Source organism: Rhizorhapis suberifaciens (assembly GCF_014200045.1).
In the GTDB taxonomy this organism is placed as follows: Bacteria; Pseudomonadota; Alphaproteobacteria; order Sphingomonadales; family Sphingomonadaceae; genus Rhizorhapis; species Rhizorhapis suberifaciens.
The window spans coordinates 278,961-303,411 of record NZ_JACHOV010000002.1; the positions used below are offsets into that span (position 1 = coordinate 278,961).

At 59.0% G+C, this 24,451-nt stretch carries 27 protein-coding genes and 1 pseudogene; 13 read left to right on the top strand and 15 right to left on the bottom strand.

Annotated elements, in window-relative coordinates:
- The first annotated feature begins 393 nt into the window (after positions 1 to 393).
- From HNQ99_RS03600 to rsfS, 6 genes are all read left to right on the top strand, one after another.
- Positions 394 to 2,961 carry an Rne/Rng family ribonuclease gene (locus tag HNQ99_RS03600; protein WP_184474409.1) on the top strand — a complete coding sequence of 856 codons (2,568 nt, stop codon included), beginning with the start codon at positions 394 to 396 and terminating at the stop codon, positions 2,959 to 2,961.
- A gap of 203 nt (positions 2,962 to 3,164) precedes the next feature.
- A complete protein-coding gene (locus HNQ99_RS03605) occupies positions 3,165 to 3,647 on the top strand; it encodes an aminoacyl-tRNA deacylase (RefSeq protein WP_184474271.1) in 483 nt (160 codons plus the stop codon).
- A 62-nt stretch (positions 3,648 to 3,709) separates the two neighbouring features.
- On the top strand, positions 3,710 to 4,975 hold the full coding sequence (locus HNQ99_RS03610; RefSeq protein ID WP_184474272.1) for a glutamate-5-semialdehyde dehydrogenase: 1,266 nt from the start codon (positions 3,710 to 3,712) through the stop codon (positions 4,973 to 4,975).
- A gap of 207 nt (positions 4,976 to 5,182) precedes the next feature.
- Positions 5,183 to 5,995, top strand: a complete 813-nt coding sequence (locus tag HNQ99_RS03615; RefSeq protein WP_184474273.1) for a DUF2189 domain-containing protein — start codon at positions 5,183 to 5,185, stop codon at positions 5,993 to 5,995.
- Positions 5,996 to 6,079: 84 nt separating this feature from the next.
- Complete coding sequence (locus tag HNQ99_RS03620) at positions 6,080 to 6,763, top strand: nicotinate-nucleotide adenylyltransferase (RefSeq protein ID WP_184474274.1); 684 nt, start codon at positions 6,080 to 6,082, stop codon at positions 6,761 to 6,763.
- On the top strand, positions 6,748 to 7,140 hold the full coding sequence (gene rsfS / locus HNQ99_RS03625) for a ribosome silencing factor (RefSeq protein ID WP_184474275.1): 393 nt from the start codon (positions 6,748 to 6,750) through the stop codon (positions 7,138 to 7,140). Before HNQ99_RS03620 ends, rsfS begins: the two co-directional genes overlap by 16 nt.
- Before the next feature lie 118 nt (positions 7,141 to 7,258).
- On the opposite strand, the gene HNQ99_RS03630 is transcribed toward rsfS, so the two are convergent.
- On the bottom strand, positions 7,259 to 8,551 hold the full coding sequence (locus HNQ99_RS03630; protein WP_184474276.1) for a hemolysin family protein: 1,293 nt from the start codon (positions 8,549 to 8,551) through the stop codon (positions 7,259 to 7,261).
- Positions 8,552 to 8,696: 145 nt separating this feature from the next.
- Between HNQ99_RS03630 and HNQ99_RS03635 the strand changes: the two genes are divergently transcribed.
- Complete coding sequence (locus tag HNQ99_RS03635) at positions 8,697 to 9,377, top strand: OmpA family protein (protein WP_184474277.1); 681 nt, start codon at positions 8,697 to 8,699, stop codon at positions 9,375 to 9,377.
- 27 nt (positions 9,378 to 9,404) lie between these two features.
- On the opposite strand, the gene HNQ99_RS03640 is transcribed toward HNQ99_RS03635, so the two are convergent.
- The 8 genes and pseudogenes from HNQ99_RS03640 to HNQ99_RS03675 form a co-directional block, all read right to left on the bottom strand.
- Positions 9,405 to 10,193 carry a PhzF family phenazine biosynthesis protein gene (locus HNQ99_RS03640; protein WP_184474278.1) on the bottom strand — a complete coding sequence of 263 codons (789 nt, stop codon included), beginning with the start codon at positions 10,191 to 10,193 and terminating at the stop codon, positions 9,405 to 9,407.
- Between the two features lie 98 nt (positions 10,194 to 10,291).
- Positions 10,292 to 10,435 (bottom strand): annotated as a pseudogene (locus HNQ99_RS03645) (MarC family protein); the annotation flags it as partial.
- A 105-nt stretch (positions 10,436 to 10,540) separates the two neighbouring features.
- A complete protein-coding gene (gene folD / locus HNQ99_RS03650) occupies positions 10,541 to 11,434 on the bottom strand; it encodes a bifunctional methylenetetrahydrofolate dehydrogenase/methenyltetrahydrofolate cyclohydrolase FolD (RefSeq protein WP_184474279.1) in 894 nt (297 codons plus the stop codon).
- On the bottom strand, positions 11,431 to 11,748 hold the full coding sequence (locus HNQ99_RS03655) for a DUF167 family protein (protein ID WP_184474280.1): 318 nt from the start codon (positions 11,746 to 11,748) through the stop codon (positions 11,431 to 11,433). The genes folD and HNQ99_RS03655 overlap by 4 nt, the downstream gene beginning before the upstream one ends.
- Positions 11,749 to 11,751: 3 nt before the next feature.
- Complete coding sequence (locus HNQ99_RS03660; protein ID WP_184474281.1) at positions 11,752 to 12,045, bottom strand: YggT family protein; 294 nt, start codon at positions 12,043 to 12,045, stop codon at positions 11,752 to 11,754.
- Positions 12,046 to 12,096: 51 nt separating this feature from the next.
- Positions 12,097 to 12,999, bottom strand: a complete 903-nt coding sequence (gene argB / locus HNQ99_RS03665; protein ID WP_184474282.1) for an acetylglutamate kinase — start codon at positions 12,997 to 12,999, stop codon at positions 12,097 to 12,099.
- Positions 13,000 to 13,126: 127 nt separating this feature from the next.
- Positions 13,127 to 13,474, bottom strand: coding sequence for an energy transducer TonB (locus tag HNQ99_RS03670; RefSeq protein WP_184474283.1), 348 nt, complete (start codon positions 13,472 to 13,474; stop codon positions 13,127 to 13,129).
- A gap of 105 nt (positions 13,475 to 13,579) precedes the next feature.
- Positions 13,580 to 15,412, bottom strand: a complete 1,833-nt coding sequence (locus HNQ99_RS03675) for a methyl-accepting chemotaxis protein (protein ID WP_184474284.1) — start codon at positions 15,410 to 15,412, stop codon at positions 13,580 to 13,582.
- A 310-nt stretch (positions 15,413 to 15,722) separates the two neighbouring features.
- On the opposite strand from HNQ99_RS03675, the gene HNQ99_RS03680 reads away from it, so the two are divergent.
- Positions 15,723 to 16,778 (top strand): sigma-54 interaction domain-containing protein, encoded by a 1,056-nt coding sequence (locus tag HNQ99_RS03680; RefSeq protein ID WP_184474285.1) that lies wholly within the window; start codon positions 15,723 to 15,725, stop codon positions 16,776 to 16,778.
- 95 nt (positions 16,779 to 16,873) lie between these two features.
- On the opposite strand, the gene HNQ99_RS03685 is transcribed toward HNQ99_RS03680, so the two are convergent.
- Entirely contained in the window at positions 16,874 to 17,299 is a 426-nt protein-coding gene (locus tag HNQ99_RS03685; protein WP_246414396.1) for an EVE domain-containing protein, read from the bottom strand.
- Between the two features lie 77 nt (positions 17,300 to 17,376).
- Here HNQ99_RS03685 and HNQ99_RS03690 point away from each other — a divergent pair, with 77 nt between their 5' ends.
- From HNQ99_RS03690 to HNQ99_RS16870, 3 genes are all read left to right on the top strand, one after another.
- Positions 17,377 to 18,321, top strand: a complete 945-nt coding sequence (locus HNQ99_RS03690; RefSeq protein ID WP_184474286.1) for an isopenicillin N synthase family dioxygenase — start codon at positions 17,377 to 17,379, stop codon at positions 18,319 to 18,321.
- A 65-nt stretch (positions 18,322 to 18,386) separates the two neighbouring features.
- Complete coding sequence (locus HNQ99_RS16865; RefSeq protein ID WP_322790306.1) at positions 18,387 to 18,935, top strand: acyltransferase family protein; 549 nt, start codon at positions 18,387 to 18,389, stop codon at positions 18,933 to 18,935.
- A complete protein-coding gene (locus tag HNQ99_RS16870) occupies positions 18,919 to 19,416 on the top strand; it encodes an acyltransferase family protein (RefSeq protein WP_322790307.1) in 498 nt (165 codons plus the stop codon). Before HNQ99_RS16865 ends, HNQ99_RS16870 begins: the two co-directional genes overlap by 17 nt.
- 1 nt (position 19,417) lies before the next feature.
- Here HNQ99_RS16870 and HNQ99_RS03700 read toward each other — a convergent pair whose 3' ends face one another.
- Positions 19,418 to 19,840, bottom strand: a complete 423-nt coding sequence (locus HNQ99_RS03700) for a response regulator (RefSeq protein ID WP_184474287.1) — start codon at positions 19,838 to 19,840, stop codon at positions 19,418 to 19,420.
- Positions 19,841 to 20,023: 183 nt separating this feature from the next.
- On the opposite strand from HNQ99_RS03700, the gene HNQ99_RS03705 reads away from it, so the two are divergent.
- Together HNQ99_RS03705 and HNQ99_RS03710 are read left to right on the top strand one after the other, a co-directional pair.
- The gene (locus HNQ99_RS03705; protein ID WP_184474288.1) at positions 20,024 to 20,938 is read left to right on the top strand and encodes a CHAD domain-containing protein; all 915 of its coding nucleotides are present in this window, start codon (positions 20,024 to 20,026) and stop codon (positions 20,936 to 20,938) included.
- A gap of 8 nt (positions 20,939 to 20,946) precedes the next feature.
- Positions 20,947 to 21,426 carry a CYTH domain-containing protein gene (locus tag HNQ99_RS03710; RefSeq protein WP_184474289.1) on the top strand — a complete coding sequence of 160 codons (480 nt, stop codon included), beginning with the start codon at positions 20,947 to 20,949 and terminating at the stop codon, positions 21,424 to 21,426.
- Here the strand turns inward: HNQ99_RS03710 and HNQ99_RS03715 are convergent.
- The 4 genes from HNQ99_RS03715 to HNQ99_RS03730 are packed head-to-tail and all read right to left on the bottom strand — an operon-like array spanning position 21,413 to position 24,357.
- A complete protein-coding gene (locus HNQ99_RS03715; RefSeq protein ID WP_184474290.1) occupies positions 21,413 to 21,997 on the bottom strand; it encodes a TMEM165/GDT1 family protein in 585 nt (194 codons plus the stop codon). The two genes, HNQ99_RS03710 and HNQ99_RS03715, sit on opposite strands and share 14 nt — an antisense overlap.
- Positions 21,998 to 22,020: 23 nt before the next feature.
- Positions 22,021 to 22,791, bottom strand: a complete 771-nt coding sequence (locus HNQ99_RS03720; protein ID WP_184474291.1) for a precorrin-2 dehydrogenase/sirohydrochlorin ferrochelatase family protein — start codon at positions 22,789 to 22,791, stop codon at positions 22,021 to 22,023.
- A gap of 1 nt (position 22,792) precedes the next feature.
- Positions 22,793 to 24,055, bottom strand: a complete 1,263-nt coding sequence (lysA, locus tag HNQ99_RS03725) for a diaminopimelate decarboxylase (RefSeq protein ID WP_184474292.1) — start codon at positions 24,053 to 24,055, stop codon at positions 22,793 to 22,795.
- 56 nt (positions 24,056 to 24,111) lie between these two features.
- Positions 24,112 to 24,357 carry a hypothetical protein gene (locus HNQ99_RS03730; RefSeq protein ID WP_184474293.1) on the bottom strand — a complete coding sequence of 82 codons (246 nt, stop codon included), beginning with the start codon at positions 24,355 to 24,357 and terminating at the stop codon, positions 24,112 to 24,114.
- Positions 24,358 to 24,451: the final 94 nt, after the last annotated feature.

Sequence of the window (24,451 nt, forward strand, 5' to 3'; positions counted from 1 at the left end):
GTTAACCCCATTTTGTTCCATCGCCACGCAATAATTTTAGCGGAGACATTGCTCGCTCCCGCATCCGGTGCTAGCCATAGGGTGCTCGGCATCTCCACCGGACGTGGCGGGCATTTAGAATCGCTATTTCCATGGCGATCAGACCAGGTTGACGCTGCATGAGGCATTTTTCATCCATAACCCAAAGGCTTTCGAAAGGCCTTGGTGCATGGATGCGCGTGTCGCGGCCGGGCGAAATAGCCGGCCATGCCTTTGCAGTAGAGGCACATTCATATCTTCAAACCCCGGCGGATGACCGGCGCCAAGCGCCGCGTTCGCCTTTTTCATATCGCGTGGCGCCCCGTCGCGGGTCGGTGGGCCGCCACGCATGGAGTATCATTAATGACAATGCGCATGCTGATCGACGCGCGCCACCGGGAAGAAACCCGGGTAGCCGTCGTCAAGGGAAACCGGATCGAGGAATTTGATTTCGAATCTGCCGAGCACAAGCAGCTCAAAGGCAATATCTATCTAGCCAAGGTCACGCGGGTCGAACCGTCGCTTCAGGCGGCGTTCGTCGACTATGGCGGCAATCGCCATGGCTTTTTGGCCTTTTCGGAAATTCATCCTGATTATTACCAGATCCCGAAGGAAGACCGGGAGGCATTGCTCGCCGAAGAGGCCGAGCATGCGGCTGAGGAAGCCGCGCTTCGTGCCGAGGCGGAGGAAATGGACGGCGATGTCGAAGACATGGGTGCTCCCGCCGCGATGGAGGATGAGGAAGGCGAAGAAGGCCATGAGGGTGAAGCTGCGCCCCGGCCCAAAGTTCGCAACAAGGACGCTGCTGCCGACGATCTGCGCCACAAGCGTATGGCCCTGCGCCGCCGCTACAAAATTCAGGATGTCATTCGCCGCCGTCAGGTGATGCTGGTGCAGGTGGTGAAGGAAGAGCGCGGAAATAAAGGCGCGGCGCTCACCACCTATCTGAGCCTCGCGGGCCGCTATTGCGTGCTGATGCCGAACACCAGCCATGGTGGCGGAATTTCGCGCAAGATCAGCAATGCGGCGGATCGCAAGCGCCTCAAGACCATCATTTCGGAACTCAAGCTGCCCAGCACCATGGGCTGCATCGTCCGCACCGCTGGTCTGCAGCGCACCAAGCCGGAGATCAAGCGCGACTTCGACTATCTCGCGCGGCTTTGGGACGAAATTCGCGAAAATACCTTGAAGGCCGCCGCGCCTGCACTGATTCATAATGACAGCGACCTCATCAAGCGCGCCATCCGCGATATCTATAATCGCGACATCGAGGAAGTTTTGGTCGAAGGCGAGGACGGCTATAAGGCTGCCAAGGACTTCATGAAGCTGCTGATGCCCAGCCACGCCAGGCGGGTGAGGCAATATGCCGATGCCGTGTCGCTGTTCCAGCGCTTTGGCGTCGAGGACCAGTTGGCGGCGATGTACCATCCGGTGGTGCAGTTGAAGTCGGGGGGCTATCTGGTCATCAATCCGACCGAAGCGCTGGTGTCCATCGACATCAATTCCGGCCGATCAACGCGCGAGCATGGCATTGAGCAGACCGCCGTAGCCACTAACCTTGAGGCCGCCCGAGAGATCGCCCGTCAGTTGAAGCTGCGCGATATGGCGGGGTTGGTTGTCATCGACTTCATCGACATGGAGAACAACTCCAACATCCGTAAGGTCGAAAAAGCCATGAAGGAGGCGCTGAAGGACGACCGCGCCCGTATTCAGGTCGGACGGATTTCGGGCTTCGGGCTTATGGAAATGAGCCGGCAGCGGCTGCGGACCGGCGTGCTGGAAGCTTCGACTCGTGAATGTCCGCATTGCGAAGGCACGGGCCTTGTTCGAACCGCGTCGTCGGCCGGCTTGTCAGCGCTTCGCCTGCTGGAGGAAGAGGCCGCGCGCGGGCGCGGCAGCATCGTTACCCTGCGCGCGAGCCAGGAAGCCGCCTTTTATGTCCTCAACAACAAGCGCGGCGAGATTGATGAGATCGAAACCCGCTATGGGGTGACGATCACCATATTGCCCGATGGCGAGACCGAAGGCGCGCGGATGTCAGTCGAGGCCACGGGTCCGCGACCGGCCAATGTGGTAACCTATGCTCCCATCATCGAAGACGAAGAGGAGGTCGTCGAGGATGAACTGGACGAAGAGGTAGAGGCCGAGATTGAGCAGGAACATGCGGCGCAGCGTGGCGAGCGCGAAGACCATGAAGGCGGACGTCGCCGCCGCCGTCGCCGCCGGGGCCGCAAAGGCCGCCGGGAGGATGCCCCCGCGCATGCAGATCAGGAAGGCGCAGCTCAGACTGAAGCCGTCGAGGACACTGAAGAAGCGCCTGAGCGTCAGGAGTTTGCTGAAACCGACACATCTGGTGAAGGCGAGGGTGAACGTCGCCGCAGCCGCCGTGGCCGTCGCGGTGGACGCCGTCGGCGCGGAGGCGAGCATGCGGGGCCTGAGGACCAGCATCTAGAGGAGGTAGTGACCGAAACACTTCCCATGGAGACGGAAACCGAAGTGCCTATGGTTGAGACCGCGGAGGCTCCGGAAGAGGCGGAAGCGGTACCCAAGAAAACCCGCCGCCGGCCGCGCGCGCGTAAGGACGAGGTAGCAGAGGTTCCGACCGCCGAAGCCACGTCCGAAGCGGGTGAGGAAGCGGCTGTGGTGGAAAAGCCCAAGCGTACCCGTCGCAAGGCCGCTGCCAAGGCTGACTCAGCGGCTCCGACGGTAGCTGAGCCCCAAGCCGATGGGGCCGAGGCTGTAGCGGAAAAGCCCAAGCGGACGCGGCGGAAAAAGGCGGAAGTTGAAGTCGCGGAGGCTGAGCCCGTGGCTGCAGCAACTATTGCGGAGGCTCCTTCCGTAGCTGAAACCGAACCGTCGCCGGCCAATGACGCCAATGGCGAGGAGTTCGACGACGAGGGCACGCCACGAAGAGGCTGGTGGCAACGCACCTTCGGCAATTGAAGAGAGAGGCGGGCTGGTCCCGCCTCTTTTTTTTGGGTTTAGGTTGCCCCTGGGATAAGGGCTATTCAGCCCTCTCTATTGGCAACCCGCCGCTTCGAGGCGTATGATGAGTCGATTAGCGCCGGCATTGGTACAAGAGCCTGTCGCTTGGCAGCTTCGGCATCCGGCGCGCGCCGAAAGGGCGTGATAGCAGGAGAATTGCCATGTCCATCGCACCACGTTTGCGCCAATATCTGGAGCAGCAGCAAGCCCGGTTTGAAGTGGTTCAGCACATGCCAACCAGTTCTGCCATGCAGAGCGCGATTGCCTCCCGCGTCCCGGCGGATCAGATCGCCAAGGGCGTTCTGCTCGACACCGACGAGGGCTATCTGCTAGCGGTATTGCCCGCCAATCACCGTATCATTCTGACCGACCTTGCGGAAGAATTCGGCTCGCGTCCGAATTTGGTGGAGGAAGAGGAATTGGACCGTGTCTTTCCCGATTGTGCTCTGGGGGCTATTCCTGCCCTGGGAGGCGGTTATGATGTGCCGGTGATTGTCGATGACAGTATCAACCGTCAGTCCGACGTCTATCTGGAAGCCGGCGATCACAAGAACCTCATCCACTTGACCCATGACGAGTTTGCCCGACTGACCGGAGACGCACGGCACGGGAGTTTTAGCGCGCATGAGGCGATGCTGCATTGAACGGGCATTGAACAAGGGCGGGGTGTCTTTTGCTCGATGCGCAAAAATGTTAGGGCGTGATCATGAACGATATGACTCAAACGCCCGAAATGCTTATTTCCAACATGGCCCAGCGTGCGCGCCGGTCAGCGGCAGTGCTCGCTCAGGCGAGCGACGCCGAAAAAGCGCAGGCTTTGCGGCTTGCAGCGCAGGCGCTGCGCGAACGCGCGCAGGAGATTGCCGCAGCCAACGCCCGTGACATGGAAAACGCCGCATCGAACGGGCTTTCTTCGGCAATGCTGGATCGGCTTAAGCTTGACAGCGGCCGGATCGCAAGCATGGCCGATGCTGTGGAGGCGGTCGCGGGGCTCGCCGACCCGGTGGGCGCGATTATCGACCGGACAGAGCGGCCTAATGGAATGGTGCTGCAACGGGTTCGCATTCCATTGGGAGTGATTGGCATCATTTATGAAAGCCGGCCCAACGTTACCGCCGACGCGGCCGCTCTCTGCCTCCGTTCCGGCAACGGCGTCATTTTGCGGGGTGGGACCGAAGCGGTTGAAAGCAACCGGACCATTCATGCGGCGATGGTGGAAGGGATCGTAGCTGCAGGGCTGCCCGCCGACTCCGTGCAATTAGTGCCCACTACCGATCGGGCGGCGGTTGGGGCCATGCTGAAGGCCGCCGGTCTGATCGACATCATCATTCCCCGGGGGGGCAAGGGATTGGTGGCGCGTGTTCAGGAAGAAGCGCGGGTGCCCGTGCTCGCGCATCTCGATGGTATCTGCCACACCTATGTACACCCCGCTGCGAACGCGGAAATGGCGCAGAAGATCGTTCTTAATGCGAAGATGCGGCGGACCGGCATATGCGGCTCAATGGAAACGCTGTTGATCGACAAGGCTTTCGCCGATCCTGCTCCTATCATTTCTTCGCTGCTGGAGGCCGGATGTGAAGTGCGGGGCGATGAGGCGCTGCAAGCGCTTGATGGGCGCGTAAAGGCTGCGGATGAGGCCGACTGGGACACGGAATATCTGGAGAGTATCGTATCCGCCCGCATTGTCGACGGTCTTGGGGAGGCGCTGGAGCACATCGATGCTCATAGCAGCCACCATACGGATGCTATCATCACCGAAGACGCGGCCGCCGCGGAGAAATTTCTGAATAGCGTCGACAGCGCAATCGTAATGTGGAATGCGTCAACCCAGTTCGCCGACGGCGGCGAATTCGGCCTAGGGGCGGAGATCGGGATTTCCACCGGGAGAATTCATGCCAGGGGGCCCGTCGCGCTTGAGGGGCTGACCACTTATAAGTGGATCGTGCGAGGAACCGGTCAGATCCGTCCATAGGGCAGCAGGTCTTCGCGGTAACCTGTTACCGAAGCGGCGAGTAAGCCCATTGCTCCATCCTCCTGTGCGGGGTAGGATAGGCACGCCGGCTGTTCATGGTTGATGGTACGGAAAAGACGCCCGGCTGAACAAGGGCGCAAAAGATATGGCACGCCGGTTTGCAGGTGGTCTCACAAGGGCCGCCGTCAGCATGCGGAGAGGTGACATATGATCAGTACCCATCACGCGCATATGGACAGGGGCATTCCGGAAACCCGGATACGCACATTGACGTTTGGAGATTTGCGGATTTCGTTGCGGCAGGGCTGGGATGATTTTCTGGACAAGCGGGGCGATCTCGTCTTCGTAGGCTTTATATATCCGATCGTCGGTTTCTTTGCGATCGCTGTTGCACGCAATTGGGCGTTGCTGCCGATCATCTTTCCCTTGGTTGCTGGTTTGACGCTAATGGGTCCGGCGGTCGCAAGCGGTTTTTATGAACTGGCCCGGCGGCGCGAGCGCGGAATGAACGCCAGTTGGCGGCACTTCTTCCTGGAATTCAGAAGCCCCGCAATGCCATCCGTAGCGGCGCTGACGGCGATTCAATTCGGTATCTATGTACTGTGGCTGGCGGCCGCCTGGGCCGTTTATGCGGCGACATTGGGGCCGACGCAGCCGTCGGCCTGGACCATATTCCCGAACTCCTTTGGCGAGTTCCTAAGGGATGTGTTCACGACGCCGCAAGGCTGGGCGATGATCATCATCGGCAATCTGGTCGGCCTGATGTTCGCCATGGTGGTGCTCGCCATCAGCGTTGTGTCCTTCCCGATGCTGATAGATCGCCGTGCGGATGTCTATGAAGCGGTGCAAACTTCCGTGCGGGTGACGATGCACAATCCCATGGTCATCCTGACCTGGGGCCTGATCGTTGCGGCGCTCCTTCTTTTGGGCGCTTTGCCTTTCTTCATTGGACTTGCGGTGGTGTTGCCGGTGCTCGGCTATGCCACCTGGCACCTCTATACCCGCGCTGTCGAGCGGTGAGGGTGGCCGGGCGTGCTCTACGGCGCGCCCGGTTTCAACCTATCCTTATTGTAACTTTTACCTGCAACCCCGATAGACGGTTGCATGTACCGATCCGACAAGATCAGCGCCGCGACCCTGACAGGCCTGTTGGGCGGCTCCTTCAATCCTGCACATGGCGGGCATAGGGCCATTTCACTTTTCGCGATGAAGGCGCTGGAACTGACCGAAATGTGGTGGCTCGTGTCGCCCGGTAACCCACTGAAAGCGGAATCCGGCATGGCGCCGCTGTCGGCTAGGCTAGCTTCGGCCGAACGTCAGGCGAGAGGAGCCCCCATCTACCCGACGGCGATAGAGGCGCAGTTGGGCACCCGCTTTACCGTCGACACCCTTCAAAAACTGGTTCGCCGCTACCCGAAACGTCGCTTCATCTGGATTATGGGAGCCGACAATCTGTTGCAATTCCATCACTGGAGGCGCTGGCGCGATATCGCGCGGACAATGCCGATTGCAGTCATCGCCCGTCCGGGCTATGATAGCGCTGCCCGTGCGGCCGTCGCAATGGGCTGGCTGCGGCGCTTCGTCCGGCCCGCCAGTCACAAGACAAGATGGACGGATTGGAGACCGCCGGCGCTTGTGCTTTTGCGCTTTCGCCCAGATCCAAGATCGGCAACCCTGCTACGGCGGGCTAACCCAAATTGGCATCATGACATGAACGGCCGCGTTCTGCGCGACCGTGTGACGCGTTTCTCGACACCGGCAAAGGAGGTAAATTGCCAAAACCCTTAGCAGCCAACGACGCGGCTGATGACGCCGCTTCTGTTGAAGCCCTGCACCAAATGGTGCTCCAGTCGCTTGACGACGATCAGGCGCAGGAAACCGTATCCATCCCGTTACAAGGCAAGAGCAGCATTGCCGATCACATGGTGATTGCGTCAGGCCGTTCGACCCGACAGGTCGCCTCCATGGCGCACAAGCTTGCCGACCGCATCAAGCAGCAGACGGGACGCATCGCCCGCATTGAAGGCTTGCCAGCCGCCGACTGGGTGCTGATCGACGCGGGTGACGTGATCGTCCACCTTTTCCGCCCGGAAGTGCGCAGCTTCTATAATCTAGAGCGGATGTGGGGATTTTCGGATACGCCTGCTCTGGCTGAAGCACGGTAGGTTCGGGGCTCTTGCTTCGGCAGGAGCTATAGCAGAGCTGTATTCCTTGTGCCCAAGCTCCCGCGCTGCGGGAGTGCAGGGATGTTGAGCGTTCATAAGGCGGCTCGTCGCGAGGACGTTATTCTTCGTTCACTAACAGCTTGTCGATCTTTCGCCCGTCCATATCGACGATCTCGAAACGCCAACCCTGATCATGGAAATGCTCGCCCACCTGCGGCAAATGCTTCAGTACCCATAGGGCATGGCCGGCAACCGTGGCATAGTCGCGGTGCTCGGGCAGGGTGATCCCCAGCCGATCGGCCAGGGCGTCGGCCGGCATTTGGCCTGATATCAGCAAACTGCCATCCTCCCGTTCCACCAGGGCAGGTTCGGAACCGATATCCTGGTCGGATGCAAATTCGCCTGCAATCGCGGTGAGCAGGTCGGTCGGGGTCACAATACCTTCGAAATGGCCATATTCGTCATGGACCAGCAGCATCGGGACCTCTGCCTTGCGAAGGTGATCCAGCGCATCCATCGCGTCGAGCTGGTCCGGCACCACCTCCGCCCGCCGCATCAGTTGGCGCAGGTCCAGCGCTTCGCCCCGAAACTGCGCCGACACGATATCGCGGGCCTGAACGACGCCGATTATGTCTTCCACCGATCCTTCCGCCACGGGCAGCCTCGTGTGCGGGCTTTCCTGCAACCTGGAGCGGATGGCGAGGTCATCGGCGTCGGCATCGATCCAATCGACCTCGGTGCGCGGCGTCATCACTTCGCGCACAGGCCGGTCGGCCAGGCGGACAACGCCCGAAATAATGGCGCGCTCGCTTTCCTCAATGACGCCCGATCTGCTGGCCTCCGCAACGATCAGATGCAGTTCCTCCGCCGTCACATGGCTTTGCGATTCACGATCCATGCCCAGCAGGCGGAAAATGAGAGCGCTGCTGCCGTCCAGGATCCATACGACGGGGGCCGTCAGGCGGGAGAGCCAAAGCATCGGCGTGGCCATCAATACGGCAATGCGCTCTGGCGCGCGCAATGCAAACTGCTTTGGCACTAACTCGCCAACAATCAGGGAGAAATAGGTGACCAATGTGATCACCAGCGCAAATCCCAGGTTTTCAGCCGTGTCCGGCTTCAGGCCCAGAAGCGCCATTCGCTCGGCCACAGGCTGGCCCAGGCTTGCTCCGGAATAGGCGCCCGCCAGGATGCCGATAAGCGTAATGCCGATTTGCACGGTGGACAGGAATTTTCCGGGATCCGCAGCCAGGTTCAACGCCGTGCGTGCGCCTCGCTTCCCTCCCTTTTCCAGGGCCTGAAGACGCTGCTTGCGTGATGAGACAATGGCGAGTTCGGACATGGCGAACAAGCCGTTGAGCGCGATCAGCGCCAATATGATCGCCACGTCGATCCACGGAAAGGGGGTCATGATCAGGCCTTATTGACCGGTTTCTTTCAATTTCACAACAAGCCTCTCATCCCAGGTTCAATTCGGATGTGGAACTAATCGACTTGCAGGACCGTTGCCTGCCGGTCCTCCTTCAACAGAGGAACGCTGAAAAAAGGAGCATTAAATGCTTATTCGTTACAAGATTCTGGGTGCGGGAGCGATGGGCGCAATTTTGCTGACCGCCGCCTGCACCACTAATCCGGAAACCGGAAACAAGCGGATTTCCCGCGCTGCGATCGGCGGGGTCGCGGGCGCTGTCGGCGGCTATTTCCTGGGCGATCTGATTGGCGGCAAGCGGGATCGGACCGAGAAGATAGTGGGCGCTGGCATTGGCGCGGTCGCGGGCGCCGGCATCGGGGCTTATATGGACGCGCAGGAAAAGAAGCTGCGTCAGGAAACCGCAGGGAGCGGCGTGGACGTTATTCGCGAAGGCGATAATCTGATGCTGCGCATGCCATCGGGCATTACCTTCGCCTATGATCGCGCCGAGGTTCAGCCGCAGTTCCAGCCGGTCCTCAACGACGTGGCGAAGGTGCTGAAGGATTATCCAAGTACCTATATCGACGTCTATGGACACACCGATAGCGATGGTTCCGACGCCTATAATCAGAGCCTGAGCGAACGGCGTGCCCAGTCGGTCGCCAATTATCTCGGTGTGCAAGGCGTGCAAACCGCGCGCATCGCCACTCGGGGTTTTGGTGAAACACAGCCGATTGGAAGCAATACCACTGCGGAGGGTAAGGCCCAGAACCGCCGCGTTGAGATCAAGATCGTACCTGTGACCCAAAGCGACGTCGCGGCTTGATCTTCGCCATTCTCCCTCTCCTTGCATTTAGGAGAGGGAGAATGTCCCTTCGATGATCGTCACACATTGTCCGCCCAGAATGGCGCGTTCGCCCGCTAGACGGCAATCCACATACCCACCCCGGGCGCTCGCCTGGTAAGCCGTGAAATTATCGCGTTCCAGCCGGTCCGTCCAATAAGGCGTCAGCAGGCAGTGGACCGATCCGGTCACCGGGTCCTCGTTTATACCAGCTCCTGGTGCGAAGACTCGGCTTACGATATCGGTCTTGAGGCCCGGCGCCGTCGCGATGAACAGGATGTCGCCCATTTCCCCCAGAGCGGTGAAATCGGGGCGAAGCGCCCGAACTTTCGTCTCGTTGTCATAAATGAGCAAGCTATATCCCCCGTCCCGCCAGCGGGTTTCCACGGGTTTGCTTCCCATGGCCGTCACGACCTCGGGAAGATCCTTGGGCGCACTTTCCCAGGCGGGCAGGTCCAGTTCATAACCTTGGGCCGTCCGGCGGACCTCCAATATACCCGCTTTGCGGGTCCGAAAGCGGATTGCATCGCTCTTGATCAGCACATGGCCGCTGGCAAGCGTCGCATGGCCGCACAGCGCCACCTCCACCAGCGGAGTGAACCAGCGAAGCTCATAATCCGCTTCCGCATCATTCGCGGCCGGTATGACAAATGCCGTTTCCGCCAGGTTGTTCTCTGCGGCAATTGCTTGCAACACGGGATCAGGCAGCCACTTATCAAGGGACATGACGGCTGCTGGATTTCCCGAAAAGGCACGGGAGGCAAAGGCGTCTACCTGGGTGAATGGGATCTGGGTCATGAAAACATCCTTGGGCAGAGCTCAGCTAAAACTTGCCTTCACGCCATCGATGACAAACTGGGTTGCGAGCGCAGCCAGCAACACGCCCAGCAGCAGGTTGCGATGCCCACCGCGCGCATGGCCATCGAGCGGCGCTGAATAGCTGGCGCTTCGCGGGTGACGCTTGCATAGATGGGGGCGCAGCCGAGCGGGTCGATGACCACAAAGAATGTGATGAAGGCAGAGACGAAGAGTTCAAACAGGTTGATGTCTCCTCAGGCCGAAGAGGTAATTACCCCGCTCTCTTTTGGACGGGTCAGAGATATGGCCCGCCGTCACCCAATCAGTCACGCTAGGGCATTTCCCAGTTACAAACCCTCTGGCGCGGGTAACCCGCCTCGCTGGCAGGCAGCCACCAGCGTATTGCGCAAGAGGACCGCGATCGTCATTGGTCCAACGCCGCCAGGGACCGGCGTAATGGCACGGACATGGCTCATGGCCTCCGACGTTGCGACGTCGCCCACCAGGCTGGTTTTGCCTTCGACCGGATCGACGACACGGTTGATGCCCACGTCGATGACAACCGCGTCCGGTTTTATCCAGTCGCCCTTGATCATTTCCGGTTGGCCCACAGCCGCGACAACGATGTCGGCCCGGTGTACGACGGAAGCGAGGTCGCGCGTCCGGCTGTGTGCCAAGGTAACGGTGCAGTTTTCCTTGAGCAAAAGCTGGGCCATCGGCTTCCCGACAATGTTGGATCGGCCCACGATGACGGCTTCCAGTCCGTCCAGATCGCCCAGTTCGTCCTTCAGCAGCATCAGGCAGCCGAGCGGGGTGCACGGAACGAGCGCCTCTTCACCCACCGCAAGCTTGCCCGCGTTGACCACGTGAAAACCATCTACGTCTTTGGCCGGATCAATCGCCGCTATGACGGCCTTGTCGTCAATATGCTTGGGCAGGGGCAATTGCACCAATATGCCGTCGATGCGGTCATCGCCGTTCAGTTCTTCGACCAGCTCCAGCAGTTCATCCTGGCTGATCGTCGCGGGTCGTTTGAATTCGAAACTTTCCATGCCGGCGGCCAAGGTAGCCTTGCCTTTGCTGCGGACATAGACGCTGCTCGCTGGATCTTCTCCGACCAGAACCACGGCAAGGCCGGGCTTGCGCCCAGACTGCGCCGCGAAGGCCTTCACTCCGCCAGCCACCTGTTCCCGCAAGCGTGCGGCAAAGGCTTTTCCATCGATGATTCGTCCAACTTTCATCTACCACCTGTTAATGTCTGGAGCTTGGCCGCGATGGCATCGTCCGGGCCAACAATGCGCACCCGCTTTAGCCGCGATGTATCACCAGATTCCAGCAAAATCGCCGCAGGAGCCATGTTCAGCGCTTTTGCGAGCAATTTTATGAGCGCCGCATTGGCCTTGCCCTTCTCTGGAACTGATCGGACTGTAGCGCGAAGCCATAAAGCGCCGTGAGCGTCCTCCCAGCTTCCGCCGATGGCTTCCACCGCCGAGCGGGGGGTTAGCCTGATCGACAGAATGATATCTTTGTTATCCAGGCGCCATGGCCGGGACAAAGATCAGGCCACGGCGTAATAGATTTGCGGCAAAATGACCTGCTGGATAATATATATTCCAAGCAGCACGACCAGCGGCGAGAGGTCGAGTGCGCCCAGATCCGGCATGATCCGGCGGATGGGCCGGTATATTGGGGCTGTGATCTTATCGAGCGCGTAGAGTATGTTGCGCACGAAATCATTATAGGTGTTGATCACATTGAACGCGATCAACCAGGACAGAATGGCCTGAATGATGATGATCCACCAGATGACGTTGAGCAGGATATTGATGATCTGAATAATCGCGACCAGCATCGATTTCTCCGTCCGGTTTGGATTTGCTGTATTGTAGAGATAAGGCGCTTGTCAAACGCGGACGAGCGTGCCTGCCCCCCGTTTGGTAAAGACTTCGAGCAGCATGGCGTGCGGCACGCGTCCGTCCAGTATGACAGCGGCGTCCACGCCACCCTCCACTGCCTGAACGCAGGTTTCCAATTTCGGTATCATACCGCCTGAGATGGTCCCATCCTTGCGAAGGGTTCCGATGTCCGCAGGCGACAGATCGGTTAGCAGATCGCCCTGCTTGTCCAGCACACCTGGAACATCGGTCAGCAGGAATAGGCGTGATGCCCCCATGGCCGCCGCAATGGCGCCCGCCATCGTGTCCGCATTGATATTATAGGTATGCCCATCCTCGCCAATGCCGATCGGCGCGACTACCGGAATCATGCCTGCAGCGCTTATAGTGTCGAGGAGGCTCCGGTCGATGTGGCTTGGTTCCCCCACAAAGCCCAGATCCACAATTCGCTCTATATTGCTGTCTGGATCCTTCTGCGTCCGCCGTACCTTTGTGGCGGTGACAAAGCCGCCATCCTTGCCGGAAATGCCAACCGCGCGGCCCCCGGCCTGGCCGATCCAGCTCACCAATTCCTTGTTGATCGCGCCGGAAAGCACCATTTCGGCGATCCGCGCTGTTTCACTGTCGGTGACGCGCAAACCGTCCACGAATTCCGATTCGACGTCCAGCTGTTTCAACATCGCGCCAATCTGCGGGCCGCCGCCATGAACGACGACCGGATTGATGCCCACCGCTTTCAATAAGACAACGTCTTCAGCAAAATCCCGTGCAAGTTCCGGATCGCCCATGGCATGGCCGCCATATTTGACGACGAAGGTCTTGCCCGCATAGCGCTGCATATAGGGCAGGGCCTCGGTCAGGGTTTCGGCCTTGGCGAGAAGCGCGGGATCGGGGGCGTGTTTCTGGCTCATTGCGCTTCCCTATCGCGACCGCACGTAATGGCAAGCATGATGTGCATTTGCGAGAATTTCCCTGCCTTCAACAGAAAACGCGCCCTGTGGCCAAGGCGCGTTCCATTCTGTTCCGAACTTTAAAAGCTTACATCAGCTTCCAGGTCAGCGGAAGGACAACCGAAGCCGCACCGCCGGCGGGTGCAGGGAACTTGCCAACCTTCGCAGGAAGGGCAAGCGCTTCGCGATCAAGCACCGACGAGCCCGAGGGAGCGACCAGCTCCACATTGGACACCGAGCCATCTGCGCCGACCGTCAGCTTCACCTTGACCGTGCCTTCATCACCACGCATTTGCGCGGCGCGGGGATAGGTCTGCTTGGCGGCGACCAGCTTGGCAACAGTACGCTGCCAATCGGCGCTCTGCGCGAAAGCGGGAGTGGAAAGCGCAACCGCACCGGCGGCTGCAATCAGGCTGGCAAACAATTTCTTGGACATTCGTGACCTCGTCTTCCTTATAATGTCCCCATTGTCAGTAGGGGAAGTGCTAGTGTTCGTTGATTAAGATCGGCTATTTTGATGTGGTTAATTTGACTTCATTCTTCAGAAATCCTCCCATTCGTCTTCCTGCGTCTTCAGCGCCAGGTTTCCGTGTTGCCTTGGCAAAGCGGCCTTAGCCGCCGGTTTCGGCTGAGACTGCCTTTCGGCCCGGCCCAGTTCGAAGAAAGACAGTTGTTCAAACAACCGCTCGGTCTCGGCGGACAGGTTGCGTGCGCCGGCAGTGCTTTCTTCCACCATCGCTGCATTTTGTTGCGTGACCGTATCCATGGACGCGACCGTCGCGCTGATCTCGTGAAGACCGCTTGCCTGTTGTTCGGCGGCTGTGGCGATTTCTTCCATCAAGCCTGACACGTGCGTCACTTCAGCCACGATCTGCTTCAGTGCCTCGCCCGAATTCTCCACCAGCGCTACGCCGTTAGCAACTTGCGCGCCGGACGTGGCCACGAGGCCACGGATCTTGGCTGCTGCCTCCGCGGAACCCTGCGCAAGCAGGCGTACTTCCGCAGCGACAACGCCAAAGCCCGCACCCGCATCGCCCGCCCGCGCTGCCTCCACGCCGGCGTTCAGGGCCAGCAGGTTGGTCTGGAAGGCGAGGGCGTCGATGGTCGAGATGATAGCGTTCATTTCGTTGCTCGACGCTTCGATATGACGCATTGCCTCGATCGCATGCTTGGCAGTGGCGTCCACCTGTTCGGCCGATTTGCGGGCATTACCCACGCGAACGCTGGTCTGGCGGGCGTTGTCGGCAGCCAGTTTGACCGACGATGTGAACTGCTCAAGCGTTGTTGAGGTGCGTGCCAGCGATTCGGCCTGCCGTTCCGTCCGGCGCGACAGGTCGTCAGAAGCCTGGGCGATCTCGCCTGTCCCGATGCGAATGGTGTTGCAGCCATCGACGATCTCGCTCAGCGCGGCAAGAAGATGGCTGACCGCCTCATTGAAATCGACATGCAGCTTAGCAAGCGGACCCGACGCATTGTCCGACACCTTGTAGGTAAGGTCGCCTTGCGCCAGAGCCGACAATCCAGCGCCGATGGCGTCGATTGTAGCCTGAGTCTGGCGATTGCGTTCCAGTTCCGCTTCGGCGCGCTCCTTGTCGGCGGCGAACAGTGCCTTGAAGCTGTCCAACGCTTTGGCCAGCTGGCCAATTTCGTCGCTGCGTTCCCTGCCGGGGACCTCGACGTCGAGGTCGCCGTCAACGACCCGCGAAATCACCTGGCTCATACGTTTCAGCGGATGCGCAATGATTCGCATCATCAGCCCGCTGAGCAGGAAGGACAGGATCAGGGCGGCGCCGAGCGAAGCAAGAATCATTGTCCGCGACTTTTTGAAGATCGCATCGCTTTCCGCGGAGTTGGCGTTGCCAGCCTTCACGTTCAAATCGACGAGCTGGAGAATATCGTCTTCGACCATGTAGAACATGTCGAGCGCTTCGCCCTTGAACAGCTCAGTGGCACCCGCGGTGTCGCCGGCATTGGACAAAGCGACCATTTGCCCGGTCAACTTGCCATATTGGGCCCAGTTGATCGTCACATTGCTGTAGAGCGCCTTCTGCTCCGGAGTGGCCACGTGGGGCTTGTAGTCGTTCAATAGTCCCGAAATAGCCGTACTGGCGTTTTTCAGCTGAATTTCGGCCTTACGCATGCTGCCCGGATCGCTGGCCATAACGACGCCGCTCTGCGCAATCCGATATTGAGACGTGTACGCGTGCAGATCACCAATGAGCTGCGTCGCCGGAAGCCAGCGTGTCCGCATTTGCGCCGACAATTCGTTTACTTCCGCGATCTTGATGACCGCGAAAACCCCGGTCCCGGCGATCATGGCCAGAAGACCGGCAAAGGCCAGCATCATCTTGGCTGATATGCTTAGATTTTTCATTGGGAAGCCCTCTTGCCCTTTTCTCCTGGCGGTAGAACGGCTGACAGCCCGGCGGATTAAATGGAAAATTCAAAGTGCGCGGCGCAGGTGAAGCGCTTGGTCATCGCAATGACAAATTATGGTCTTCGAATAGACTAATAACCCGCCTGAATGGCTTCATCCCGCCGTGCGTTTGCACATCTGCACGCCCAACCGCGCACAGAGCGGCTACAAAGCGGTTGCAAACAAACAGTTTTTCGGGATGTTGGACGACGAGTGTGTCCGCAACAGTTTTCGATGCGAGCATGCAGGGGGCAAATATAATTCTCACATGACGATATCTTGGAAACCAGATGCGGTGGCGGGGGCGTCACTGGACCAGATTGTGATAGGCGAGAGTGAAGCGATTTGCAGGGTCAGGGAATTGATCCGGCAAGTTGCGGCTTCCGATGCCTCTGTGATGATCACAGGACCATCGGGTAGCGGCAAGGAAATCGTCGCCAACGCCATTCATCACGAAAGCCTGAGGGCACGAAACCGATTCATCGCCGTCAATTGCGGCGCAATTCCACGTGATCTGCTGGAATCAGAGTTGTTTGGACATGAAAAGGGCAGCTTCACCGGCGCTATCGCGCAGCGGCGGGGCCGCTTCGAGGACGCGCATAAGGGAACGCTTTTTCTAGACGAGATCGGCGATATGCCGCCGGAAATGCAGGTAAAGCTGCTCAGAGTTCTGGAATCCCGCCAAGTCGAGCGAGTGGGCGGCAGCGGCTCGATCGACGTCGACACGCGGATTATTTCGGCCACACACCAGAATCTGGAAGACCGGATCGAACGCGGATTGTTCCGGGAGGACCTGTTTTACCGCCTTGGCGTCTTTCCCATTCAACTCCCTCCGCTCAAAGACCGTCCGGAGGACATAGCGCCCCTGATAAAATTCTTCCTGCGCCGGATGTGCGCGCCTGACACCGTTCTAGGCTTTACGCCTGGCGCCATGGCGCGGCTCCTCATGCATGAATGGCGGGGCAATGTGCGTGAGCTTCGCAATGTTGTGGAGCGGGCCATCATCCTTTTTCCCAACATGCAGATTAGCTCCGATCAGGTCGATACCCTCTTCCGTCGCCGCTACAGCAACGCGCCGACCACCCAGAGCGCGGCCGAACCGTCACGTTATAGCGCTACGACGTCTGACTGCGCTCTGGATGACAAGGGCATCGACCTTAAGCAGCATCTCGCCGATATCGAGCGGCAATATATCGAAGCCGCGCTTGCGAAGGCGGAAGGCGTGATAGCTGATGCCGCGCGCCTGCTGTCGATGCAGCGGACCACATTCATCGAAAAAATGAAACGGCTGGATGTTCAAAAGGAAGTTCGATTGGTCGCCTGAGGTCATCCGGCCGTGAGCGCAGTCTAGGGACGCTGGCCAGGTTCAACCATGTCTCGACGTCGCTCGACAAGAACGGGGTGAGTAGTCCGAGATAATCATGCTGTAGCTGTCGCTGAAAGCTCCACAATGCGCTCAAACTCCTTTGCTGTCAGGGGGGCGACCGACAACCGTCCCTGACGCAGCGTTTTCATGTCGGCCAGCGCAGCATCGGCCTTCATCTCCTTTAGCGACACGCCCCTTGGCAGCTTCTTTTTGGGGGCGACGTGGACTGCCACCCACCTCCCGGAATCATCGGTGCTGTCGGGTTTCGCTTCTTCAACAACTTCCATTATGCCGACGGCCTCCAGCCCCGTCTGGCTATGGTAGAAGAGCGCAAGATCACCCTTCTTCATCGCCTTCATGTTGTTTGCGGCCTGAGCGTTGCGAACGCCATCCCATTCGGCCTTGCCCTTTGCGACCAGATCGTCCCAGGAAAAGCAGTCCGGTTCGGACTTCATCAGCCAATATCGATGTTCGCTCATTGCGCTCGCCTCCATATCTGCCGACATAATCTATCGGCATTTTCCATTACGAGATAGCGCAAGTAGAAGGAGCCTGTATGTCGCCCGTGATTCTTGAACAGGTTCCCGCCCTTTCCATGGCGGAGGGAGCTACTCCTGAGTTCGCCCGCGTTCTCGGGGCATCTTTCGAGCGTTTCGGCTTTGCGATGGTATGCGATCATGGCCTGGCCCCAGTGTTGGTCGAGCAGGGCTGGGCGATGGCAAAGGCCTTCTTCGCATTGCCCGATGCGGTGAAGCGCCACTACCATATTTCCGGCGGTGGCGGACAACGCGGCTATACGCCTTTCGGGACGGAAATCGCAAAGAATGCCAATGAGAACGACCTGAAGGAATTTTGGCATATCGGGCGGGATCTATCTGCAGGACATCCGTTTTCGGATCGAATGCCGGGGAATGTCTGGCCCGCGGAGATGCCGGATTTCCAAACCTGCATGCAGCAGCTTTTCAGGGACTTCGATCGGGTCGGAGGACAACTTCTTTCAGCCATTGCGCTTTATCTAGGGCTGCCGGCCCATTGGTTTGAAGATGCCGTGCGCGATGGCAACAGCATATTGCGGCTTCTGCATTATCCGCCGATCTCATCAGATGCCAAAGGCATGAGAGCTGGCGCGCATGAGGATATCAATCTCATCACCTTGTTGCTGGGCGCCGAGGAGGCTGGCCTGGAACTGCTCGATCGCGGCGGGAATTGGCTTTCAGTCAACCCGCCCGCCGGAGCATTGGTGGTGAATGTTGGCGACATGCTTCAGCGCCTTACCAATCATCGTCTGCCATCCACTACGCATCGCGTTTCAAATCCGCCGTCCGAACGCCGCAGCCATTCGCGTTATTCCATGCCATTTTTCCTGCACCTGCGGCCGGATTTCCTGATTGAGACCATGGCGGAGTGCATTGATGAAGGCCACCCTGACCGCTACCCTCAGCCGATCACGGCCGATGCTTATCTCATGGAGCGGTTGCGGGAGATCGGTCTTGTCACCTGATCTTTTTTGCGGTTCGGCAATCATTATTTCCAGATTGGTAACCAGCGTTGGGCCAATGCGTGGCTATGACATTGGTTTTGCAGCCAAAGCAGCGATTGCAGGAACTGGACGCGTTGCGCGGGCTGGCGGCACTGGCTGTGGTGATTTTCCACTACAGCGTTCGTTTCCATCAGCTATTCCCCTCGGTCGGGCATGTGCCTTTCGCCTTTGCTGGAGGTAACTACCGAGTCTATCTTTTCTTTGCCATTTCCGGGTTCGCGATCTTCTTCACGCTGGAAAAGGTGAAGTCGGCTGGAGACTTCGTCATTGCACGGGCGGCGCGCCTTTATCCCGCTTATTGGACGGCCATATTATTGACGCTGGCGGCTGAATATCTCGGTGATATCAGGGCGCTTGAAATTCCCTACTCCGCGGTTGCGGCTAACTTCACGATGTTTCAGGGCTTCGCATTCCTGCCCGCCGTCGATGGAGCTTATTGGACGCTGACGGTCGAACTGGCCTTTTATATGTGCATTTGCCCTATGGACGGCATGCGGTCTTCAGCGGATGGAATGGTTGCTTGCCGGCTGGTTGGTGGCCAAATGGCTGTGGTGGGCAATGCCGGAAATTCCTGAGCGTATCGTGATGATTTTGCTGCTGCGCTATGTTTGCTTTTTTGGCATTGGCATCATCGCTTATCGGATCTGGTCCGGCAAGCGGAGCTGGGCTCAGCAAGTCCCCATTCTGGGGCTGCTGTTATTTACCTGCTTCAAGCTCGATGGCGTTGATCTGTCTTTGATCGCCGTGGCGCTGATAGCGCTTTTCTTCGCCTTGTTGAAGGGATGGCTTCAGTTCCTTTGCCTGCGTCCGCTATTATGGCTCGGAACCATTTCCTATTCACTCTACCTCGTCCACCAGCATATCGGCTTCGTCATCATGTTGAAGGCGGACGCGATGGGATTGGCGCCAGGCTGTGGTTTTGGACTGGCGATTGCAGTGGCGCTGACTCTCGCGTTGATGATCAACCGCCTGGTCGAGCAACCCGCCAATCGTCTGATCCGCCGATGGTGGAAGCAACGGAGCCTGCGGAGAGCGGATCTGGCCCCTGCGGCTTGATTCAGACCAGAACCGCTTCTCCGGCTTCTTCGCGAATGACTTTACCTGCCGCAGCTTGGTGAATCAGGCGAATAAGGTCGTTGGCGGCGCTGAAGATGTGGGATTTGTTGAAACAGGCTGCCGCACCGCGCTCAAGGCATTCGGCACGAATGCGTTCGCCCCGGACTGCCAGGCTGGAAAGCATGATCACCGGGCGACGTTTCCTTGCGATGATCCGGTCAAGCAGTTCCAGCCCATCCATGCCCGGCATCTTGATGTCCAGGGTTATGACGTCGGGGTTGGTGATCGCGATCAAATGCTCCGCCCGCTCTGCATTGGAGGCGATGCCGACAATATCAAGTCGCCGGTCCTGTTCCAGCACCGTTTCAATCATGGCCCTGATCGTTACCGAATCGTCCACTACCAATATGCGTGTGCGTTTCATGTCAGCCTCTTTGTGGTCCGCCTCATAAACGAGGCATGCTGTGCGCCATGCAAACGACGGATGGGGACTTTGTTTTAATCGCCGTGCAGAAGGCGCGGATTACCGAGAGTCCGGCCCACTCCCCAACTTGTCCATGCAATGCTATGGTCATCAGCTATTGGCATCGACAAACAGGTGCGGGCAATGATGGGGACGGACCGGTCCTTTCATTTCAAAGCGAGCGACAAGAGCGCGCAAGGTGCGATCAGACGCGTTGCTCTAGGGCAGATTGACTCTGCCCTGGATGAGATCGGCAATAGCGATCTGACTTCTGAAAAAATCGTCCATCAAGTGCGAAAGCGCTGCAAGAAAGTGCGGGCCTTGATCCGGCTGGTGCGACCGGGATTTGCCGAATATGAACACGAAAATGCCAGCTTTCGCGATTTGGCGAGAACTTTGGGCGGTTTTCGCGATCAGGATGTGCTGATCCAGACCTGCGACAAAATCATGGCGCATTATGTCAAGGATGCAGATGACGACGCCATGGCATGTGTGCGCGAAAGGCTAGTTGCAGATAGACGACAGCTTGACCCTGGCGCTCCCGAAGAAATATTTGCGGCCTTCCGCAGCGGCATGACGCAAGCGCGGCAACGGGTGCAGATGTGGGTGGTCGAGGGCCATGGATATGCCGCATTTTCAGGAGGGCTGGCCCAAGTGCTAAGGCGCGCTCACAAGGCGATGGATGAGGCGAAATCCCATGCTATGCCGGAGCCGATGCATGAGTGGCGCAAAGCGGTGAAGTATCATGGCTATCATGCGCGGCTGCTACGCGAAATATGGCCTGAGGCGATGCTGTCCAATATAACGCTGACCTCGCAGCTGGCAGAGTTGCTGGGCGATTATCACGATCTCGCGGTGCTGCAACGAAGCTTGGCTGAGCAGCCGGAGCATTATGGCGGCGTGGAAGTCACACGATTGATTGGCGGCTTGGCGGACCGCCGCAAGAAAGAATTGGCGCAGGATGCCTTCCGACAAGGTGCGTTATTGTTCGCGGAACGTCCAACAGCGCTTGCGAGACGCTGGGGCTGCTATTGGCAAATATGGCGTGGGGGAGATTGAGCACCCCCATGGGACAGGAGATCGAGCGTAAGTTTCTGGTTTCGGGGGACGGTTGGCGCAGCGAACCGGGCAAAGAGACCGAGATCGTTCAAGGCTATATTGCGGTTGGCGATAAGGCGCAGGTGCGGGTTCGCATATTGAACGGCACATCAGCCGTGATCACGATCAAGGATTGCAAGCAAGAGCTTGTACGTCAGGAATTTGAATATCCCATTCCTTTGTCTGATGCGCGGGCCATGCTCGCGCTGCGCACCGGGAATCTCATTGAAAAGACGCGCAGGCGCATTCAACGGGATGGCGTTTTGTGGGAGATCGACTGTTTCCGCGGCGAACTCGACGGCCTAATCCTGGCCGAAGTGGAATTGGATGTTCCTGAGAAGACAATCTCATTGCCTGATTGGCTCGGACGAGAGGTGACCGGGGACCCGAACTACTACAACGTCATGCTGGCGCTCGGTCCTGAAGCGATTCGGTTCAAGTCGGATTAACGGTCAGCCATCCCTGCAATTCCGCGATCATCCAGATGCCCAGCGCTAGAAACAGCGCCGCTGCGGCGAGGTGCATTACCCTCATCGGAATGCGTTTAACCAGGGTGTCCCCTAATAGGACGGCAGGAACATTGGCGATCATCATGCCGAGGGTTGTGCCCGTGGTGACCCAGACGACGGAGCCGAATTGGGCCCCCAGTGCAATAGTGGCGACCTGCGTCTTGTCGCCCATTTCCACGATGAAGAAGGCAATAAGGGTGGTGACGAACGCCCCGAAACGGGCTGGTTTGTTTCCGTCATCGTCCATCTTGTCGGGAATGAGCGTCCAGATCGCCATGGCGATGAAGCCTGCGGCGACCGCATAGCGGAATGCTTCGCTGTCCAGCAGGCTCGCGATCTGCTGTCCGGCGAGCGCGGCAAGGAAATGATTGGCAAGCGTTGCGCCCAATATTCCCAATGAAATGGGTAGGGGCTTGCGAAAACGGCTGGCGAGCAGGATCGCCAGCAATTGCGTCTTGTCACCCATTTCGGCGAGAGCGACAATCGCTGTTGAAGTGAGAAACGCATCCATCGGCGTCCGTTACAGCCGTCGCTTCAGACGCGCCATCCCAGAAAGAGCGACAGCCCCGGCTTGGGATGGGCCGGGGGAGCCGGCGTTTCCACCCGAGCCGCATCGGCGCGGGCGCGGTCGACGATGACCGCTGGAACGCCAGGAGCATAGTAAATCGTGTCGGCCCAGCCCAGCAGTCGCGCGGAACGGAGGGTGAGATCGTCGGGATCAGGCGAGGTAAGGACGATTTCGATCAGCTGTGGGACTGTGGTTGTATCTGGCCGGGCAAGCCACTCCTGCACCGCTTCGGGCCTGTCGGGTGCAAAGGGATCAAGCGGTCCGCCAGGGCTCAGCGCCGCATCGATGGCACGCCGCCGCTCGTTCGCATTGGGCCAGCGCGCCTTCATGGCTACCCTGGCACCACCTAACCTCCGCGCCAAAAGGCCAAGGCTCGTAGGCAGCAAATTTTCCAGCCGCTGCCTGATCGTCTTCGCCAGCCCCGCCGAAGCGCCTCCGGTACCAATGGCGATCAGTACGGGATCGCGATCGATGATGGCCGGAAGGGTAAAGTCGCAATGATCCGGCCGATCCACCGCGTTCACCAATATGCCCCGCTTCTTCAGCTGGCCGATGACGGCCAGGGCGATCGCCTCGTCCTCGACCGCAACTATGGCTAGTTGCGCCTCGTCGGATTCACCGACAATGCGCGCGCCCGCCCGCTCCAGCAGCCGCGCCTTTGCCTGTGCTGCTTCGCCTTGGCCGACCAGAATGACCGGTCGATCCTTCAGGCGAACATACAGCGGCAGGCTGTGCATCTTACCGGGCCCAGTCCGGGATCACATCGCCTTCGATCAGCGCCTCGATCGGCGGACGTTTTCTTACGACCGCCCATTTGTCGCCTGATACCAGGACCTCAGGCGTCAGCGCCCGGCTGTTGTAGGTGTTGGCCATGGTCGCACCATAGGCCCCGGCAGTCATGAAGGCGACCAGATCACCGGGCTTCACGACATCCAGGTCACGATTGCGTGCGAAGGTGTCGCCTGTCTCGCATACCGGACCAACCACTGTCGCTTCAGCACGCTTGCCGCGCGGCTTCACCGCCCGAATGTCATGCCAGGCATCGTAAAGGCTCGGCCGAAGCAGGTCGTTCATCGCTGCATCGACAATGACGAAGGGTTGCGTCGCGCCCTGCTTCACCCGAATAACCCGTGACAGAAGTGCGCCCGCATTGCCGACGATAACCCGGCCGGGCTCAAAGACCAGCCGAACATTCCACCCAGACGTTACCTGCTTCACCATTTCCCCATAAGCGGTGGGGCTAGGGGGAACGGGCAGGGCTGGATCATAAGGAACGCCAAGCCCGCCGCCAAGATCGGCCGTGCGAATATTATGTCCTTCATCGCGCAATGCTTCGATCAGCATGCCGACCTTTGTAAAGGCGGATTGCAGCGGAGCCAGATCGGTAAGCTGGCTGCCGATGTGAACGGCAATGCCCTGAACGTCGAGCCCCGCCAACTGCGCTGCCCGATCATAGCTCGCGATCGCTCGATCATAGGGGATGCCAAACTTGTTTTCAGACTTTCCGGTCGAAATTTTCTCATGCGTGCCGGCATCGACGTCGGGATTGATCCGATAGGCGACCGCTGCGACCTTGCCCATGGAAAGAGCAACTTCCGAAAGCATTTCCGCTTCAGGTTCGCTTTCAAGGTTGAACTGGAAAATTCCTAGTTCAAGGGCAAGGCGCATTTCCTCTTCGGTCTTGCCGACGCCCGAAAAAACAATTTTGCCAGGCGCGACGCCGGCGAAAACCGCCCGCCGCAGCTCGCCGCCCGATACGACGTCGGCGCCCAGGCCAAGACGCGCCAGCGTCGCCAGTACCGCGCCATTGGGATTGGCCTTGACGGCAAAGGCTACGAGCGGATCGGGAAGCGGTTCCAGAGCTTCCCTGAAGACGCGAACATGTCGTTCCAGCGTAGCCGTGGAATAGATATAAACAGGCGTGCCGACAGCCTCGGCTATGGCCGTCATCGGCACTTGCTCGACATGCATTAGGCCGTCTTGATATTGGAAGTGGTCCATTGGGACTCCAGGGTAGAAAGGCTTAAAGGGCCAAATCAGCAAATCGTAAAAGGGTATCAGCCCGGTGGCGGCAGCTCAAATTCGTCCTGTTCGCGTTTTTCCGATTGTTTGCGAAGTTCATCGGTTCGGCTTGGTCGCGACTGGGGCGATGGTTCCATCAGTTCCTCCGGCGTCGGAGCTTCCGGCGCGGCCAGCGACTTGGGCGGCAGGCTTTTTCCCTCGGGCGGCGTAAGGGGCGTGCGGCTGCCGCAGGCTGCGAGGGCTAGGGCTGCCAGGGTTGGAACTATGCTTTTTACCGTCATTCCCCCGGCAGCGCTGATCCATCTCCTGAGTCCAAAGCCAGACGCCAAGTAGTGGGATGAATCCCCGCCTTCGCGCGGATGACGAGTAAATAGA